This window comes from Chryseobacterium sp. sg2396 (genome assembly GCF_042610505.1).
Lineage (GTDB): Bacteria > Bacteroidota > Bacteroidia > Flavobacteriales > Weeksellaceae > Chryseobacterium.
The window spans coordinates 138981-156391 of sequence record NZ_JBHGAQ010000005.1; the positions used below are offsets into that span (position 1 = coordinate 138981).

Below are 17411 nucleotides of genomic sequence, written 5' to 3' on the forward strand. Positions count from 1 at the left end.
AATAATGATCCTAGAAACGATATCTTCTATATATCAGATTTAAAAATTTAATTTCCGGTATTAAATCCTAAAGACTTTTAATACCGTTATTTAATTTTCATTTTCACAATACGGTCTTTACCGGCAAAAACAACGGTATGTTGATCTACCCATTTACAGACGTACAGGTTCTTTTCATCGGAGATTTTTGTCCAGGTCTTCCCGAAGTCCGAAGAATAGCTGATGTGCTTATCTCCGACAGAGATCATCTCTTTTCCTTTGGAGCCCGGTTTTATTTTCACGCACGTCGTGTAGCCTGCATTTTTCCCTGAAGCCCGAACCTGCCAGGTTTTACCTCCGTCATTCGTGGTGGCGATATTGTTGACGTTGGCTTCCGGTTTGGTATAATCACCACCAACAGCAATTCCGAATTTATCTTCATAAAAATCGATGGAATAAATACCCTGCGAAGATTCTCCCTGAATGAAAGGCGTATTGTATACATCTGACTCTAAAGATCCAAAATCACCTTTTATGATCCTTGACACTTTTCCTCCTGTTGCTACCCAAAATTTAGTTTTATAGGTCGCAATATTCGTATTGCTTGCAGCAAAAGCCGCTTCTCCTTCATTAAATTTTATGAATTTATTTTTATCTTTTGTTTTGGTTTCATTGAAATCGTAAATTTGTCGGGCGGACATAAGTAGCATTTCCAGCCGCATGTGATGATCTTTGTCCGGATCGCTTAATGCTAACCCCATTTCTTCATCTGCATAAACAAATGAATCGTAAAAGGCTGTCTTTAAAGTATCCGTATAAATATTAATTATACTAAGATCCTTCTTATCTATTCTAAAAAACTCAGCAGGACTCTCTATATTTATAGCATAAAAAGCTTTTTTATCCTGTGCTAAAGTTCTGAATTGCAATTTCTTTTCAGATAATTTAATCTGCTTTTGATTTTCAGGGTTTTTAAGGTCCACAAAGCCAAATTTCGAATCCGTACCGCTATACCAGACTTTGTTGTCATAGATTTCTAATGCCCTGATGCTTATTTTATCATTTAAAATAGTTGTAAAGCTTTCTATTTTTTGAGAGAATGCCGAAAAGCAGAGAAATAACAGTATAAATATTGATGCTTTTTTCATACCCACAAAAATAAAAAATCCACAGAATTCTGTGGATTTTATTTGATATATATTTTAATTATAAATCTAAGTCGGTCTTTTGTAAAGGCTCCTGTTCGGCTTTGAACGTTTCGCCGTAGCCAACCTTATGAAGTTTACTGTTTCTGAGACTGTAGGTAAAGTAAATCACTACCCCCAAAACCAGCCAGCCCATGGAAAGGTATTTTGCTTCGTGGCTCAGGTTCCAGATCAGGTACAGGTTGATGCATATTCCCAATGTTGCGATTACGGGTAAAGCCGGAACTTTAAAGGTTCTCGTCATGTTCGGCTCTTTCTTTCTTAAGATCCAAACCGCTACACACACCATGGTAAACGCGAATAAAGTACCGAAGCTCGTCATATCCGCGAGTTTACTAATTGGTGTGAAAGCCGCCACCGTTGCAATAACGATTCCAAGAAGCATTAAGCTTTTTGCCGGTGTTTTTCTTATAGGATGCACGTCGCTGAACATCTTAGGAATAAGTCCGTCTTTGGACATTCCCAGAAAAATCCTGGACTGTCCCATGATCATGACCATTAATACGGATACCAGACCTACAGTCGCAGCAATTGTAATAATGTATCCTGCCCATCCTTGTCCTGCAATTTCAAAGGCATACGCTACAGGTGCCTTGATCGCATCTGGATATTTACCTTGCGGATTAAAGTCCGAATAATGCATCATCCCTGTTAATACAAGAGAAACCAAAATATATAAACCGGTACATACCAGAAGCGAAACAATGATCGCAAACGGAACGTCTTTTTTCGGGTTGATGGCTTCACCAGCCTGAGTGGAAACAGCATCAAAACCTACATACGCGAAGAAAATCGCAGCGGCTCCGGAAATAATCCCCTGGATACCATAGGCTTCTTTCATATTTTCACCTTCTTTCACCATGGTCTCTACCGGAATAAAAGGATGCCAGTTGTCTGTATTGATGAAGAATACTCCTGCAATAATCACGAAAAGAACGGCTGAAACCTTCATAATTACAATGAGGTTGTTTGCTTTTGCCGCTTCTTTTGTTCCTTTAATAAGGATGGAAATTACAAAAAGTACGATAAGGAAAGCCGGTAAGTTCATAGAAAACCCTTCGCCGGCATAACTTGCCGGGTCTGAAGTAAGGTAATCCGGAAGATGAAGACCGAACATTTTGAGCAGTTTATTGAAATATCCGGACCACGAAACGGCTACCGTCATGGAACCCATTGCATATTCGAGTATAAGCCCCCATCCGATAATCCAGGCGAAGATCTCACCTACGGTTCCGTAAGCATAGGCATACGCCGAACCTTCTACGGGAAGGATTGATGCAAATTCCGAGTAACATAATGCTGCAAATACACAGGCAATTCCGGCAATAACGAAGGAAAGAGCAAGTGCGGGCCCTGCGTGATAATACGCTCCGGTACCTGTAAGCACGAAAATTCCCCCTCCGATAATAGCCCCGATTCCGATAGCTGTAAGGCTCCATTTACCGAGTACTCTTTTGAGCTGACTGCTTTTCATATCATTCTCAAAAGCACTCATCGGTTTTTTGGTCCAAATTTTAGACATATTTTATTATTTATTAAAGATTTACGAAAATATAAAAAATTTATAAACATTAACGTTTATTAATAAACTTTCAACGTTAATTTTAAATATTTGTAATTTAAAATTCTGATTTTCATCCTGTTTACTTCATTTCCGATTGTCTGATTTTTTACTTAATTTTGGCCTCATGAATCTATACGATCTCTTCGTAAAACCTTATGAAACCTACACGGCCCTGCAGATCGTCCTCGAATCTACCGCTACCGTCTTCGGAATCTTGAGTGTCTATTTTTCCATTAAAAAAAATATATGGGTCTACCCTACCGGCATTATTTCCACTTTACTTTATGTATATATCCTTTACAATTTCGGATTGCTGGGAGACTGTATGATCAACGTGTATTATACGGTGATGAGTATTTACGGCTGGATCCTTTGGGGAAAAAGTTCTGAAGACAACATTCACGTAGAGGTACAGTGGGCTTCAAAAAAAGAATGGTTGTACGGGATTTTACTTTTTGCCTTAAGTTTAATCTTAGTAACAGGAGTATATTACTATAAGCCTTATATCGATAACCGGTTTTCGATGGAAGGAACACAGTTGGGGCTTTATCATCTCGACTGGGGCAACTGGCTGGACGTTTTTACCACTTCCATATTTCTGTTAGGGATGTGGTTTATGGCGAAAAGGCGCATTGAAAACTGGATATTCTGGATCGTCGGAGATTTCATTTGTATCCCGATGATGATTTATAAGGAACTAGGAATCACTTCGGTTCAATATTTGGTATTTACCATTATGGCGGTCCAGGGATACGCCGTCTGGAAAAAAAGTTATAAGAAAAAAAGTTTTTAAAAGTCATGAAAAATTTATTAAAAATAGCATTCAGTGTCATCACACTTTCAAGTTTAGCATCCTGCTCCATTTATTCGGATCCGTATGCAAATAATTACGGAGATCCGTATTATGATAACGGATATTATTACGCCCCTCAAGGGTACTATGGAAATGGTGGATATTGGGGCGACGACGGTTATTATTACAGAAACAACTATAATTATTATTATGACAATGGTATGCCTTATTATTATCAGAATTACAATAATTCGAGAAGAAAGGTATATGTCGAAAGAAGATCAGGAGCCAACGGAACTACTTCTGCAAGGCCGAACAATGGTTTCAGAGGCGGCGTAAACGACGGAACTTCCAACAACGGAAACTTTAGACAGAACAGCGGCCAAAGACAGAATAACGGATTCAGAAATCAGCAGAATACCGCGCCAAGACCGCAGAACAACAGCAACGGAGGTTTCAGAAACAACTCGAACAGTAATTACAATAATAACAATTATAATAATAATTCGAATACCGGAGGATTCAGAAACAGTTCGCCCCAGCCTCAGCCTCAGCAGACTTCACCGCAGCCTGAAAGAAGCAGCAACAGCAACAGCGGCGGATTCAGATAAAAAACCAATTTAAAAACAGAAACGGACAGCTAACACTGTTCGTTTTTGTTTTTATTATAGTAATTTTGCGTATTTAATTTTTAATTATACCATATACAGGATTGAATATTAAAAACTCAATTTTCTGATGCTTTAATCTAAAATACAATATCATACTCAAATTATGGAATTTTATAAATATCAGGGTACGGGAAACGATTTTGTAATGATCGACAATCGTTCGGGAGAATGGGATGACCTTTCCATTGAAAATGTTCAGAAGCTCTGCGACCGGCGTTTCGGGATCGGTGCCGACGGTCTTATTAAAATCAATACTGCGGAAGGGTACGACTTTGAAGTGGATTATTACAATTCAGACGGATCGAAAAGTTTCTGTGGAAACGGAGCCCGATGCTCTGTAGCCTTCGCTTTTTTCCTGGATATCTTTGAAGGCAAATGCCGCTTCACCGCCATCGATGGCGAACACGAAGCAGAAATCCACAACGGGATTGTCAAATTAAAAATGGGCAATGTGGAAACGATTTCCAATGACGGAGATGATAAAGTAACGGATACCGGTTCGCCGCACTATGTAAAATATGTGGAAGATTTGGTAAACTACAATGTTTTTGCGGAAGGAAACAGCATCCGGAATTCTGAAAATTATAAAGAAAAAGGGATCAACGTTAACTTTGTGGAAAAAATTACTGACGATGAGATCTTCGTAAGAACCTATGAACGAGGCGTTGAGGATGAAACCTACAGTTGCGGTACCGGCGTTACGGCTTCGGCTTTAACTTTTCTCCAGAATAATGATCTAATCTCTGTAAAAGTTAAAACTTTAGGCGGAAATCTGAAGGTGTATGCCGAAAAAAATGGTAACAGCTTTAAGAATATCTGGCTTGAAGGTCCTGCAAAACAGGTTTTCAAAGGAAAAATCGACCTTATTTAAACAAACAACTTTTATTAATCAGCATTACATGAAAAAAGCTATTCTCATTGTCATCCTGCTCGTTCTGGCAGCAGGCGGATTTTTTGGATTTAGATTTTATAAAAAATACTACGGTAACAATATTGAAAAGGACGGCTATGTGCTGATTCCGCATAACGCCGGCTTTAAACAGATCCTTGATTCTGCTTCAAAATACGTGAGCAATAAAGAATCTTTTGAAGCAGTGGCAAACGAAAAAGGATTGGCCCTGAATTTTAAGCCCGGACGTTATCATTTTCAGAAAGGCTTGGGAAATGCGCGTTTGGTGAATATGATCAAAGCAGGCAATCAGAGCGAAAATAGTTTCAGGATCGGCGATTTTGGGGATGTATATCAGATGATCGGCAAAGTAACAAAAAAAACGGAGCTGGACTCTCTTCAGTTTGTAAACGGTCTTAATAAAATTGCGGCTGAAAAAGGCTATAGCGACGCGGAAGATCTTAAAAAATATTTCTTTATAGATACCTATAATTTCTTCTGGACGGTTACTCCTCAGGACTTCTTTGAAAAATTCGATAATCAGTACCAGGATTTCTGGAACAGTGAAAGAAAGGCTAAAGAACAGCAATCCGGCTTAACGAGAGAGCAGATCTATGCCCTGGCATCTATCGTTTACAAAGAGTCGGGCGGTAAGAAGGATGAAATGCGGAGGATCGCAGGCCTCTACCTGAACCGTTACCGGAAAGGAATGAGGCTGCAGTCCGACCCTACGGTTATTTATGCCATCAACAAACAGACGAATTTCAAGCAGCAGATTAAAAGGGTTTTCTATAAACATTTGTCTACACCTTCGCCTTATAATACCTATGCCAACAAAGGAATTCCCCCGGGTCCGATCTGCGTGGTGGATAAAAATTCGGTAGATGCGGTATTGAATGCTGAAAAGAACGATTATATTTTTATGTGCGCAGATCCGGCGAGATTCGGATACCATAAATTTACAGCCAGCGCCGAAGAGCACGCGATTAATGCGAAGACATATCAGGATTGGCTGAATTCTAAAAACATAAAATAAAATCATATTAACTTTTTTTTAACAATTTAATAATTAACAAATACTTGTTTTTAGCGACATATCTGTTACAAATAATAAATCATACTTGATATTGTGAAATTCATAGCATTGATAATTTCTCAATGTAAAGAGAAATCTTTAAAGATTTTACACAAAAAATACCCTTATGAATAAGACGGAAATCATTAACATTTTTACAAAGAAGACTTTAGGGCTTACTTTTGTACTTTCGGCAGCAGCATTAGCTTTTGCACAGGAGAAGGTCGGTATTTCTGGATCTGTGGTCAGCAAGAGCAATCAGCCGGTTCCCTATGCTTCGGTTACATTCAGTAACAAAGCCAACAAATTATTGAGTGATGCTGCGCTTACCGATGAGAAAGGACAGTATAAGCTTGATCTTGCTCCAGGTAATTATGATATTACCATTGAGGCTATTGATTACCAGAAAAATGTCATTAATAAGCAGATTACATTAGCCGGAAACATCGGTGCCTTTTCCATCGATCCGGAAAAAAGTGCTACCAATCTGAAAACAGCGGATATTCAAGGTGTTGTAATCACGGCCCCTTCCACAAAGCCTTATAAAGTGGAGCTGGACAAAAGAACCTATGACCCATCGCAGGATATCGTAAGCAAAGGAGGAAACCTTCAGGATGTACTTCAAAATGTACCTTCGGTTTCCGTAGAGACCGACGGAACGGTTTCTATGAGGGGAAGTTCCAATGTGAAATTTTTAATTAATGGTAAGCCGTCCGCTCTCTTGGGTATCGACGACGGTGCGAATGCCTTACAAAGTATTCCTGCAGACCAGATTGAGAGAATTGAAGTGATTACCAATCCTTCATCTAAATTTGAAGCAAGCGGAACAGCCGGTATTTTAAATATTATTTTAAAGAAGAGCAAGAAAACAGGGTTTAACGGAAGTGTCTTGGGTACTTTAGGCTATTTGCCACAAACCAATTTAAATACAAACTTAAGCTGGAGAAAAGGAAAATTCACGTGGTTTCTTAACGGCGGCGGCGGATACAGAGAATCTAAGAATACCCAGAGAAACAGTGCATATTTATCTACCGGAGATTTTAGAGAAACAAATAATGAATCTATTTCCAAAAGTAAAAACGATAACTATAATGCAACCGGAGGTCTTGTTGTAGATCTTACAGACAAAACGTCGATTAATGCATCAGGAACCGTAAGAACTTTTGACGGAACCAATACCGGAAATATCGATTATACGAACTATGCCTTCAACAATGCCATCACGACAAGAAACAGAACAAGTTTAGGCACAAATAACAATCTGGCTTTTCAGGGAGATTTTGGTATTGACCATAAATTTAATGACAAAGGACAAAACCTATCCCTTTCATTAAGCTTACAAAGTAACCGTTCGAACAACGGAAGCGATATCAATCAGACTCAAAATAATCTTTTTGATCTTCAGAACCTTATCGATCAGAAAACCAAAAACAAAACTTTAATCGGTAAAGCCGACTATGAGCTTCCTATCGGAGAGAATTCAAAGTTGGAAGCAGGCTACAGAATCGATGTGAATAACAATAATTACCAGAACCTGGTAAGACAAAAGACATCTACCCTGCCATTTATGCTTTATCTTGATGATTATACGTACAATGCCAAATATGAAGAAATGTTCAATGCCGGTTACGTACAGTTTAAGAGTAAAATCGGCAATATCGGATATCAGTTAGGTTTAAGAAATGAATATTCTACTATTGATATTAATTACATGAACTTAGCGGGGGATGCGCAAAAAACCAAAAAGAATTACAACAATCTCTTCCCAAGTGTCTTTTTAAGTTATGAGATTGCGAAAGACAACCAGTTCTTACTGAACTATTCAAGAAGAATCGACAGACCGAGGTCCTTTTTCCTGATTCCTAATCCAAGCTACAGCGACAATCAGAATATTTTTGACGGGAATATAGACCTTAACCCTTCTTATGTAGATTCTTACGAATTCGGATACAGCATATCCAAGAGTAAGTTTACCATTAATCCGACTTTATATTTCAGACATCAGTCTGATGATGTAAAAATTGTAACCTATAACAAGCAGGAACTCATCAATAATGTACCAACTACCGTTTTCCATACCAAGCCGGTAAATATTGGAAGTGACGATCGATTCGGTCTTGACCTCAACTTCAACTGGGATACAACGAAGTGGCTGAAGTTCCTTGGAAATGTAGATGTTTTCGGATACAATACCAAAGGTACTTTCTTTGATCCTGCACTTATAAGTGAGCCTCTTTCCTTTGAAGGAAGCGGTGTTTCAGTAAGAGCCAGACTTACTTCTACGATTAAGATCGATAAAACTTTTAATATTCAGCTTCAGGGCTTTTACAGAGGAGGACAGAAAACACAGAGTGTGGACAGAAAAGATATGTATGCTCTGAATTTCGGAGCTTCCAAAACCATCTGGAAGGGTGATGGAACCCTATCTTTCAATATTCAGGATATTTTCAATACGAGAGCAATGCAGTCAACTTCTTACGGGCCTGGATTTACAAGAGATTCTTATATGCAGTGGCAGCCAAGGCAATTTGCTGTTTCTCTGACGTATAGATTCAAACAAGGCAATGAAAAGGTAGATCAGCCTAAACGTAAAAAAGACATCAACTCCAACGCAACCGGAGATGATCAGCAAGGTGGCCCTATGTAAAACGGTTTCTCCTAACAACAAAAAATCCCGAAATTGCTTTCGGGATTTTTTATTTTTCAGCTTCTGCAGCTTCCAGTTTTGCCAGCTTTGCCAATTCTGCTTCATAAATTCTTTTTCTCAGATCGCTGGAAGAAAACCGGTGATCTCTTTTATTGTAAAAGATTTCTATTCCTTTCTCCTCACAGTATTTTTTCCCTGTAAAGTCCCTGTCCAGATAATCGTCTCCAATGATTCTTACATCGATCACAAAAGATTTCAGGATATCCAGAAGATCTTCTTCCGTGTAATACGGAATGATTTCGTCTACGGCATCCACTGCCTTCAGCTGGATATATCTTTCTACAATGGTTTGGGTAGGTTTATTCTTGGTCGGACGATCGTGTGACGGATCAATCTGCAGTCCTACAATAAGGTAATCACAAACTGTTTTGGCCTCTTCCAGCATTTTAATATGCCCTGCATGAAGCAGATCGAAAGAAGAAAACGTAATACCTATTCTTTCTGTTTTCATATCTAAATTTTTTATATCTAAAATTTTAAATGGTTCTCGTATTTAAATATTTCTGCCATTCCCATACCGTTCTCAAAGCTTCTTCCAAAGGAGTTTCCGATTTCCACTGAAGCTCCCGTTGTGCTTTGTCTACGTTGGCATAGGCAATGGTAATATCCCCATCTCTCCTGTCGCAGATCTGGTAAGGCACCTTTACATCATTAGCCGTTTCGAAAGCCTTTACCACTTCTAAAACCGAAGATCCTCTACCTGTTCCGAGGTTGAAAATATCAATTGTCGCAACATTGGATTCATCTTCCATCAGCTTCTTTAAAGCCGCCACATGCGCTTTCGCAAGGTCTACCACATAAATATAGTCACGCACTGCCGTCCCATCTTCCGTAGGATAATCATTTCCCCAGATGCTGAGCTTTTCCCGCACTCCTGCCGCCGTTTGCATTACGTAAGGTACTAAATTATTTGGAATCCCGATGGGTAATTCACCGATTTTTGCTGAGGGATGCGCACCTATAGGATTGAAATATCGTAACAAAGAAACCTTTCTGTGGTAGGCTTTGGCAAAATCCATCAGGATCTCTTCACCCATCTGTTTTGTCTTACCATACACACTTTCAGGCATTTTTAAAGGTGTATTTTCATCAATCGGCATCTGATCTGCCTGGCCGTAAACGGTACACGACGAACTGAAAATAAAATTGGAGATACCTCTTTCCTTAAATTCCTGCAGGATGTTAATCAGAGTAAAAAGATTATTCTCATAATAGTCTACGGGTTTCAGCTGGCTTTCGCCTACGGCTTTGGAAGCAGCGAAATTGATACAGCCGTCAATCTGATGGGCATCAAAAACCTGAGCGAGCAGTTCTTTTCTTTTCAGGTCAAAAGGATAAAATACAGGCTTCTTACCTGTAATTTCTTCGATGTTTTTTAAAATAAATTTTTCGGAATGCGATAAATCATCTATAATCACCACTTCGTAGTTGTTATTTAAAAGTTCAACTACCGTATGTGAGCCGATGTACCCCAGACCTCCTGTTACCAATATTGCCATTTGTTATGTTTTATGACTTTGTCAAAGTTGAAAATCTTTGACAAAGTTTTCGTTTAACTCTATTTTGTGACATTCAACAAAATTTTCATGATCTCCGAACAGTTCAATCACCTCGTTATGCTGAATATTTGTCTTTGTTTCAGAAATCGCTGCAAGATAAGATGAAAATTTATAATTCTGAAAATTTTCCGGATTTTGATGAATATAAATAATCAGATTTCTCAGATATTCTTCAGAATCAATAGGGATTCTTTTGAAAGGCGATTCAAAAACCGGCCGCTTCGCTAATCGAATTCTTATTCAGTGGGAATTATTCATTCTCAGGTCTGGCCTATACTTTCAATCTCATCGTCCCCTTTAAAATGTTTTATCTTATATAGATTTACAATAATCATGATGAGAGTCTGTACGATCAGAAGTTTAAAATAAATACTTGTAAATGAATGTGTTCCGATATTTACAAATCCTACCAATGAGTAAAGACCTGTAACGACCATATAAAAAGCAAGACTCAGATTCAGAAATAAAACAGCCTTTTTATACTTTTCTACCAGATTGACAAATGCAAATGAACTGAAAATAATGGAACAACAAACCAATATTAATTTTAAAAAACTAAAGTCCTGAAAGACCTGTATAATATTGAACGATGATATGAGAAAAAGCAGCAGACTTGTAATAATCGATATATAATATACAAATCTATATTTAAATATTTTTCTTTTCATCGTTTGTGTTTTAAAAAAAACTTTGTCAAAGATTTTCAACTTTGACAAAGTGATATTTATAGCTTACCGATTTCGTCAAGTTCGGATACATTTAAACGAAACCTATTTTTATTATTTAAATAAATTAATGAAGAAAATAATACAGTATAAACTGTAATAATAATGATAAAAAGACATCTATTGATGAGATCATCATATTTTGAGTAGTGAGCACCAAAATCGAAAAGGTTCAAAACAATTGCAAAAAAATAGATTACATGAAGAGAAAAAATAGCTTTTTTAATTTTTAACAGAAGTGTAAGTGATGCGCTTGTATAAATAATCAAATAGCATACATACAATATCATTTCCATACGATCACTACCTCCAACCACTAAAGAATAAAGGCTTAAAATCGTAATTAAAAGAAAACTGATGCTAATTAAAACATTAGCAATATATAACTTTTTACTATTAAAAAGAATCCTGCTCATTACTTCATAAACTCCAGCACCGCATCTGCTATATACTTCAGCTGCTCGTCATCGAGTTCCGTATGCATCGGAAGGGAAATTACCTGATCCAGCAATTGATCGGTATTTACGAAATCGGCATCGTTGCTTTCCTGATAGTAGGCTTTTTGTTTTCTTAAAGCTACCGGATAATAGATCATGGCCGGAATATCTTTTTCAGTCAGGAATTTCTGTAATTCATTACGTCTACCGTTCAGAATTCTCAAAGTATACTGGTGGAAAACATGGGTAGAATATTCAGCTCTTTTCGGCGTTAAAATATGTTCGTGGCCTGCGAAAGCTTCGTCGTAGTAATCCGCAGCTCTTCCCCGGGCTTCGTTGTAATTGTCCAGATGAGGAAGCTTTTTTCTTAAAATAGCAGCCTGCACACTGTCAAGTCTGGAGTTTACCCCTACTTCATCATGATAATATCTTTCATACATCCCGTGGTTCACGATTCCTCTTAACCGGTGCGCCAGATCATCATTGTTCGTAAAAATCGCTCCTCCGTCTCCATAGCATCCTAAATTTTTAGACGGGAAGAAAGAAGTGGTTCCTACGGTAGACATGGTTCCTGCTTTTTTTACCGTTCCGTCGGAGAAGGTAAATTCCGAACCGATAGCCTGGGCGTTATCTTCGATCACATATAAATGATGCTCTTCGGCAATCTTTAAAATCTCTTCCATGTTGGCACACTGTCCGAAAATATGTACCGGAATAATCGCTTTTGTTCTCGGAGTAATCGCTTTTCTGATCGCCTCCGTTGAGATCGTGTAGGTATCATAATCCACATCCACCAAAACAGATTTAAGCTTCAGCAGGTGAATGACTTCCACCGTTGCGGCAAAAGTAAAATCTGCGGTAATCACCTCATCGCCTTCTTTAAGATCCAATGCCATAAGAGCGATCTGTAAGGCATCGGTACCGTTTCCGCACGGAATTACGTGCTTTACATCCAAATAAGACTCCAATTCATTCTGGAATGACTTTACCTCGGGGCCATTGATGAAAGCCGCCGAATCCATTACATTTAACACTGCATTGTCCACATCATTTTTTATCTTGTAATACTGACTTTGCAAGTCAACCATTTGAATCTTTTTCATAAATAAATATTTCTGTAAAAATAAGGAATTTAAAATCCCGTCAAAAATTTTATTGATTTTGTTTTATCTTTATACAAAATAAATACATGAAAAGAACTTTAGTCTTTTGTCTTCTAGCAGGTTATTCGGTAAGTTTTGCGCAGACATCGCTCGTTTTTGTATTCTTTAAAGACAAGCCAAACAAGGCTGCTTTTTATGCCAATCCCCTGTCGGAACTGTCTCAGAAATCGCTCAACCGGCGTACTTCTCTGGGAATTCCGCTTAATGACCAGGATGCGCCTATCGAACAGACTTATATCAATAATATTCAGAGCTTAGGATTTACCGTAACGGATTATTCCAAATGGCTGAACGGAGTTGCCGTAAATGCCACGACGGCTCAGATTACAACCCTGCAGGCTCAAAACTATGTCTTGTCGGTGGAAAGTTTTGCCCGAAATTCATCCGGCGGAACGAAGATTGCCCATTCCAGCAAATGGGAAAATCAGGAAAATCCTCACAGCAAAAATCTCACGACATTCAATTACGGTTCCGGTTCCGCACAGATCGATCAGATCAATCTCCGTCCGCTCCATCTGGCCGGTTATACAGGAACAGGCGTGACAATTGCCGTCATCGATGCCGGATTCCCGAATGTAGATACCGGCTCGGCCTATTCGAGGTTGTGGACCAACGGACACATCAAAGGCGGATATGATTTCGTCGCCAAAAGCACCGATATTTATAATCCTTTGCTCAATACCCACGGAACTGCCGTTCTGGGTGCCATCGGCGGTTATATCCAAGATACTTTTGTGGGATCTGCCCCTGATGCGGATTTCTATCTGTACCGCAGTGAAAATGCTGCAGTAGAAATCCCCGAAGAGGAGCTCTACTGGATCGAAGCGGCGGAAGAAGCCGACCGGAAAGGAGTGGATATTATCACCACATCACTGGGCTACTCTACTTTTGATGACCCGAAATACAATTACACGTATGCACAGATGAACGGAACAACCTCCTTTATTGCAAGAGCAGCAGAAATAGCTGTGAATAAAGGAATCTTTACCATCATTGCGGCCGGGAATTCCGGCGTTCAGCCATGGCATTATATCGTAACGCCTGCCGATAATGCAAAGGTTTTTACCATAGGCAGCGTGGATTCTGCAGGAATTTCATCCGCTTTTTCTTCCTTTGGCCCCAATGCCGCGGGTGTTACAAAACCGGATGCTGCTGCAAGAGGAACCGGCGCCACGAGTGTTTCCAACACCAGCAATACGACCATTTCAGTAAACGGAACATCTATTGCCACGCCTATTGCCGCCGGAGGGGTAGCCTGCCTGCTCCAGGCTTTCCCGGCCATGAACCGGGACCTGATGAGAAACCGGCTGCGTCAGACCGCATCATTATATCCAAACCACACCGACCAGATGGGATTCGGGATCCTGAATTTCGGAACACTCTATAACAATGTATTAAGCACATCCGATCTGGTTAAGAAAAATAAGGTGGGCATTTTTCCGAATCCGGTAAAAAGAATCCTGAATGTCGCTTCGGAAAACGAAGTTCTCTCATTGGAAGTGTACGACAACCTCGGAAGACTGATCATAAAAGTCAGCAATCAGCAATCTGTAAAAGTAGAAGATTTTCCAAAAGGGGTATATTACCTGAAAATCCAGACGGAGGATAAGGTGTATTATGAGAAATTTATTAAGGACTGATACAGCGGGAATTCTTAATCATCAAATAAAAACGGCAATTTTTAATTCTAAAAATTGCCGCAATTGCTCTTTTATGGGAGCTATACTATATTAATCAATCTATGGCGATTTAATTCTATTTTTTAATAAGTTTTTTCACAAAAATCCCTTTTCCGGTGTCTATTTTAACAACATACGTACCGGCCACAAGATCATTTACCGATGTTTTCAGAGTAGCCGAATGTATCTTATTTTGTGCGGTTTTAACCAAACGACCTTGCAGATCAGATATTTCAATCGATTTTACATCATAAGTAGAGGTAATATAGACCGTATCGAAAGCCGGATTAGGATAAATAGCAACGTTATTTTCGGCTATGCCTCTATCGCTGACCGACAACACAGAATTACTGCAGTTGCTGCTTATGGTAGCACCGGGCACTGCGCTCTGAAAATAGTCCACCTCACTGTATGGATCCGAAGGATCGAGAGGAAAATCATCGGCACAGATAAATGTTATATTGGGATTATTCTGCAAATCCAGAAACTCATTTAAAATCCCGTTTTTTATCAGCAGCGTATGAATATCATTATTATACGCATACACTTTTAGCACCTGTGTTTTATTCAGATTCAATAAGGTCAGTAAATTATCATTACAGTAAATGGACTGACTTGGTGCGTTGCCTACAGGGTTAAGATCCTGATCATCCACAAAAGGCATAACCGGGCTTACAAATGAGGTCAGGACATTATAGCTTATGTTCAGATTATCAATCTGTGAGGTATCACTGATGTTTACGGCAGAAATATTATTATGGGAACAATTAAAATCCTGTGCTACAATTTTATTGATGTTCATCGACGTCAGATTATTGTAACTGCAGTCGAATGACTGTACGATCAGTGTGTTATTAATAGATAATGATGAGAGTTGGTTGTGGCTACAGTCGAAATAAAGACTTGGCTGCAGGATCAGGCCCGCAGGAGCATTGGTTATTTTAGAGAGGGTCAGGCTGGCTGCATTTATCGTGGTAAGATTATTATAACTGCAATTCAGGAAATTGGTAGTGAGGTTGCTGACCGTAAGGCTGGTCAGGTTATTATGACTGCAATCGACACCCCCTCTGAAAGTATAGGTATTGGCTGCGTAAAAGGCCTCTCCTGTTATATTTAAATTACTCAAGTCCAATGTGGTCAACTGATTGTTGCTACAGTTCAGGACATGAAGGTTTGAACAACCGTTCAGGATAAGTGTGGAGAGCTTGCTGTTACTGCAATCCAGATTATACAATGCACTGCAATTCTGTAAATTCAGATAAGAAAGTTTATTTTTATTGCTTAGATTGAGATCTTGCGGAATAGATGAATTATGCAGATCCAGATATTCGATATCGGCTCCGGTGTTTATTCCCATATTCAATGGGTTTGCCGAGGCATTCAGCCATTTAAGGGAAGCCAGTGCATTCACATAAGCGCTGTCTAAGTTATTCTGGCTGCAGTCTAAACTCTCAAGCTTATCAAAAGCCGTGATACCGGTTAAAGAAGCAATTGAGGAAGCACTTACGTTAAGACTTTTCACCTGCGAAGCTTCACTCTGCTGGATTTCTCCGTCACCATTGGCATCTACGGCAAAATAATTCCCGGAAAGATTTTTGGCAACTGTATTGGATGGTGACGATGACAGAACTTTCGACTTCAGATGGGCATCCGGAATATTTACCAGTTGTGCGCTGACTCCCTGGATCATGAAGATCAGGATGATTAAATAATTTTTTTTCATAAAATATGTATTTTTAAATAAAATGCTTACCATAAATATGGCATCGGCTACCGGAAAAATGATGACCGGTCACCCAGCAAATAATTCTGGTACAAAATTACTCATGTAAGGTTGAATAAGGGGTATCACTTTTATAGAATAATTCCACCTGGTATTGTAGAATATTTTCTACAATTAACGGCCAATTTCACGTCGTAATGCCTGTAAACAGATGTTAATACGGAGGGATAAAACCGCCGATATGAAAAAATGAATCCGCCTCACAACTAAAAAATGAACAGCACTTTTTATTTATTAAAGATATTTTAAAATCCAGTTCAAACATTCCTCCGTATCCATAATGCTCCATGAATGGGGATGTCTGAAGCCTTCCGGTCTCACTCCCCGGTCATTGACGATAATCAGCTCTGCATTTTTGTGGCCTTTTAATTTTAATAAATTCATCATTGCGGTAATACTCACGGCATTGGTGTCATAAAGATCCCTTCCCCGGTTATTCATTTGCCACATGATGCCAGGTTCCGTGTAGATAAGGACCGGAATAGTCATCAGGTATATCGCATTTCCACCTTCTTTATCACTGTACAAAAACATCGATTCCCTGAGGTAATTTTCCCGGTTCCGGTCTGGATAGCCAATGGCCGCAACCATTTCTTTTATCAAATTTTCAGCTTCATTAACAGCAACTTCAGAATAGTTCCTGTCGATATCCCGGTTCAGCTGGTAATACATTTTTTCATAATCAAGCGGCGGGTCCAGGGCAAAAATGGCCTTCGGGGTAAAATAAGACTGTTTATCCCTCACCGACATTTCAGCATACTTAACAGCCAGCATTCCTCCGTAGGATAAACCTCCGATTACAATTTGATCTTTGGATATCTTGTATTTTTCCACCATATCTTTTGCAATGCGGTCCAGGAATTTCCGCTCGGTTTCCATTTTGAAATCACCGTCTTCAAAACCGGGAAAAACAACAAGTAGATTTTTCGCAACAGCAAGTTCATCCAGGTAAATCTGATTCATCACCTTTTCCGGCGTTTCCCCGCCGCCCGGCAAAACCATGATCAGGCCGGCAGGCTTTCCTTCCGGCACTATTTTATAATAAAAATTCTGAGTGTCCTTAAAAGTAACCTTTTCGGGTTCCTGACTAAAAATCCTGATGGATAAGGTAAGAAAGAGAAAAATAAAAAATTTAATAGTCATTGGTTGTGGTTTGAAATCCATCTATAGAAAAACTGCCCA

At 39.1% G+C, this 17411-nt stretch carries 13 protein-coding genes; 6 read left to right on the forward strand and 7 right to left on the reverse strand.

Going from position 1 to position 17411, the window contains the following annotated elements; all coding sequences use genetic code 11:
* Positions 1–86: 86 nt before the first annotated feature.
* On the reverse strand, positions 87–1127 hold the full coding sequence (locus ACED20_RS07220) for a WD40/YVTN/BNR-like repeat-containing protein (protein ID WP_378104035.1): 1041 nt from the start codon (positions 1125–1127) through the stop codon (positions 87–89).
* Positions 1128–1185: 58 nt separating this feature from the next.
* Positions 1186–2706, reverse strand: coding sequence for an APC family permease (locus tag ACED20_RS07225; RefSeq protein WP_378104037.1), 1521 nt, complete (start codon positions 2704–2706; stop codon positions 1186–1188).
* Positions 2707–2872: 166 nt separating this feature from the next.
* Between ACED20_RS07225 and pnuC the strand changes: the two genes are divergently transcribed.
* The 5 genes from pnuC to ACED20_RS07250 all read left to right on the forward strand — a co-directional run bounded on the left by pnuC (position 2873) and on the right by ACED20_RS07250 (position 8823).
* Positions 2873–3541, forward strand: coding sequence for a nicotinamide riboside transporter PnuC (gene pnuC / locus ACED20_RS07230; protein WP_294230938.1), 669 nt, complete (start codon positions 2873–2875; stop codon positions 3539–3541).
* Between the two features lie 5 nt (positions 3542–3546).
* Positions 3547–4152: a hypothetical protein gene (locus ACED20_RS07235; protein WP_294322350.1), complete on the forward strand. Its 606-nt coding sequence runs from the start codon at positions 3547–3549 to the stop codon at positions 4150–4152.
* Positions 4153–4315: 163 nt separating this feature from the next.
* On the forward strand, positions 4316–5083 hold the full coding sequence (gene dapF, locus ACED20_RS07240) for a diaminopimelate epimerase (protein ID WP_294198165.1): 768 nt from the start codon (positions 4316–4318) through the stop codon (positions 5081–5083).
* A 28-nt stretch (positions 5084–5111) separates the two neighbouring features.
* On the forward strand, positions 5112–6137 hold the full coding sequence (mltG, locus tag ACED20_RS07245) for an endolytic transglycosylase MltG (RefSeq protein WP_378104038.1): 1026 nt from the start codon (positions 5112–5114) through the stop codon (positions 6135–6137).
* Positions 6138–6303: 166 nt separating this feature from the next.
* A complete protein-coding gene (locus ACED20_RS07250; RefSeq protein ID WP_378104039.1) occupies positions 6304–8823 on the forward strand; it encodes a TonB-dependent receptor domain-containing protein in 2520 nt (839 codons plus the stop codon).
* A gap of 49 nt (positions 8824–8872) precedes the next feature.
* Here the strand turns inward: ACED20_RS07250 and ACED20_RS07255 are convergent, their stop codons facing one another.
* From ACED20_RS07255 to ACED20_RS07265, 3 genes are all read right to left on the reverse strand, one after another.
* Entirely contained in the window at positions 8873–9334 is a 462-nt protein-coding gene (locus ACED20_RS07255; protein WP_294198170.1) for an adenylyltransferase/cytidyltransferase family protein, read from the reverse strand.
* Between the two features lie 25 nt (positions 9335–9359).
* Positions 9360–10382, reverse strand: coding sequence for a UDP-glucose 4-epimerase GalE (galE, locus tag ACED20_RS07260; RefSeq protein ID WP_378104040.1), 1023 nt, complete (start codon positions 10380–10382; stop codon positions 9360–9362).
* Positions 10383–11582: 1200 nt separating this feature from the next.
* Positions 11583–12707, reverse strand: coding sequence for a DegT/DnrJ/EryC1/StrS aminotransferase family protein (locus tag ACED20_RS07265; protein WP_294267062.1), 1125 nt, complete (start codon positions 12705–12707; stop codon positions 11583–11585).
* Positions 12708–12793: 86 nt separating this feature from the next.
* Here ACED20_RS07265 and ACED20_RS07270 point away from each other — a divergent pair, with 86 nt between their 5' ends.
* The gene (locus ACED20_RS07270; RefSeq protein WP_294220113.1) at positions 12794–14407 is read left to right on the forward strand and encodes a S8 family peptidase; all 1614 of its coding nucleotides are present in this window, start codon (positions 12794–12796) and stop codon (positions 14405–14407) included.
* A gap of 115 nt (positions 14408–14522) precedes the next feature.
* Here the strand turns inward: ACED20_RS07270 and ACED20_RS07275 are convergent, their stop codons facing one another.
* Together ACED20_RS07275 and ACED20_RS07280 are read right to left on the reverse strand one after the other, a co-directional pair.
* Positions 14523–16169: a T9SS type A sorting domain-containing protein gene (locus tag ACED20_RS07275; RefSeq protein WP_378104042.1), complete on the reverse strand. Its 1647-nt coding sequence runs from the start codon at positions 16167–16169 to the stop codon at positions 14523–14525.
* A gap of 294 nt (positions 16170–16463) precedes the next feature.
* On the reverse strand, positions 16464–17372 hold the full coding sequence (locus ACED20_RS07280; RefSeq protein ID WP_378104044.1) for a hypothetical protein: 909 nt from the start codon (positions 17370–17372) through the stop codon (positions 16464–16466).
* Positions 17373–17411: the final 39 nt, after the last annotated feature.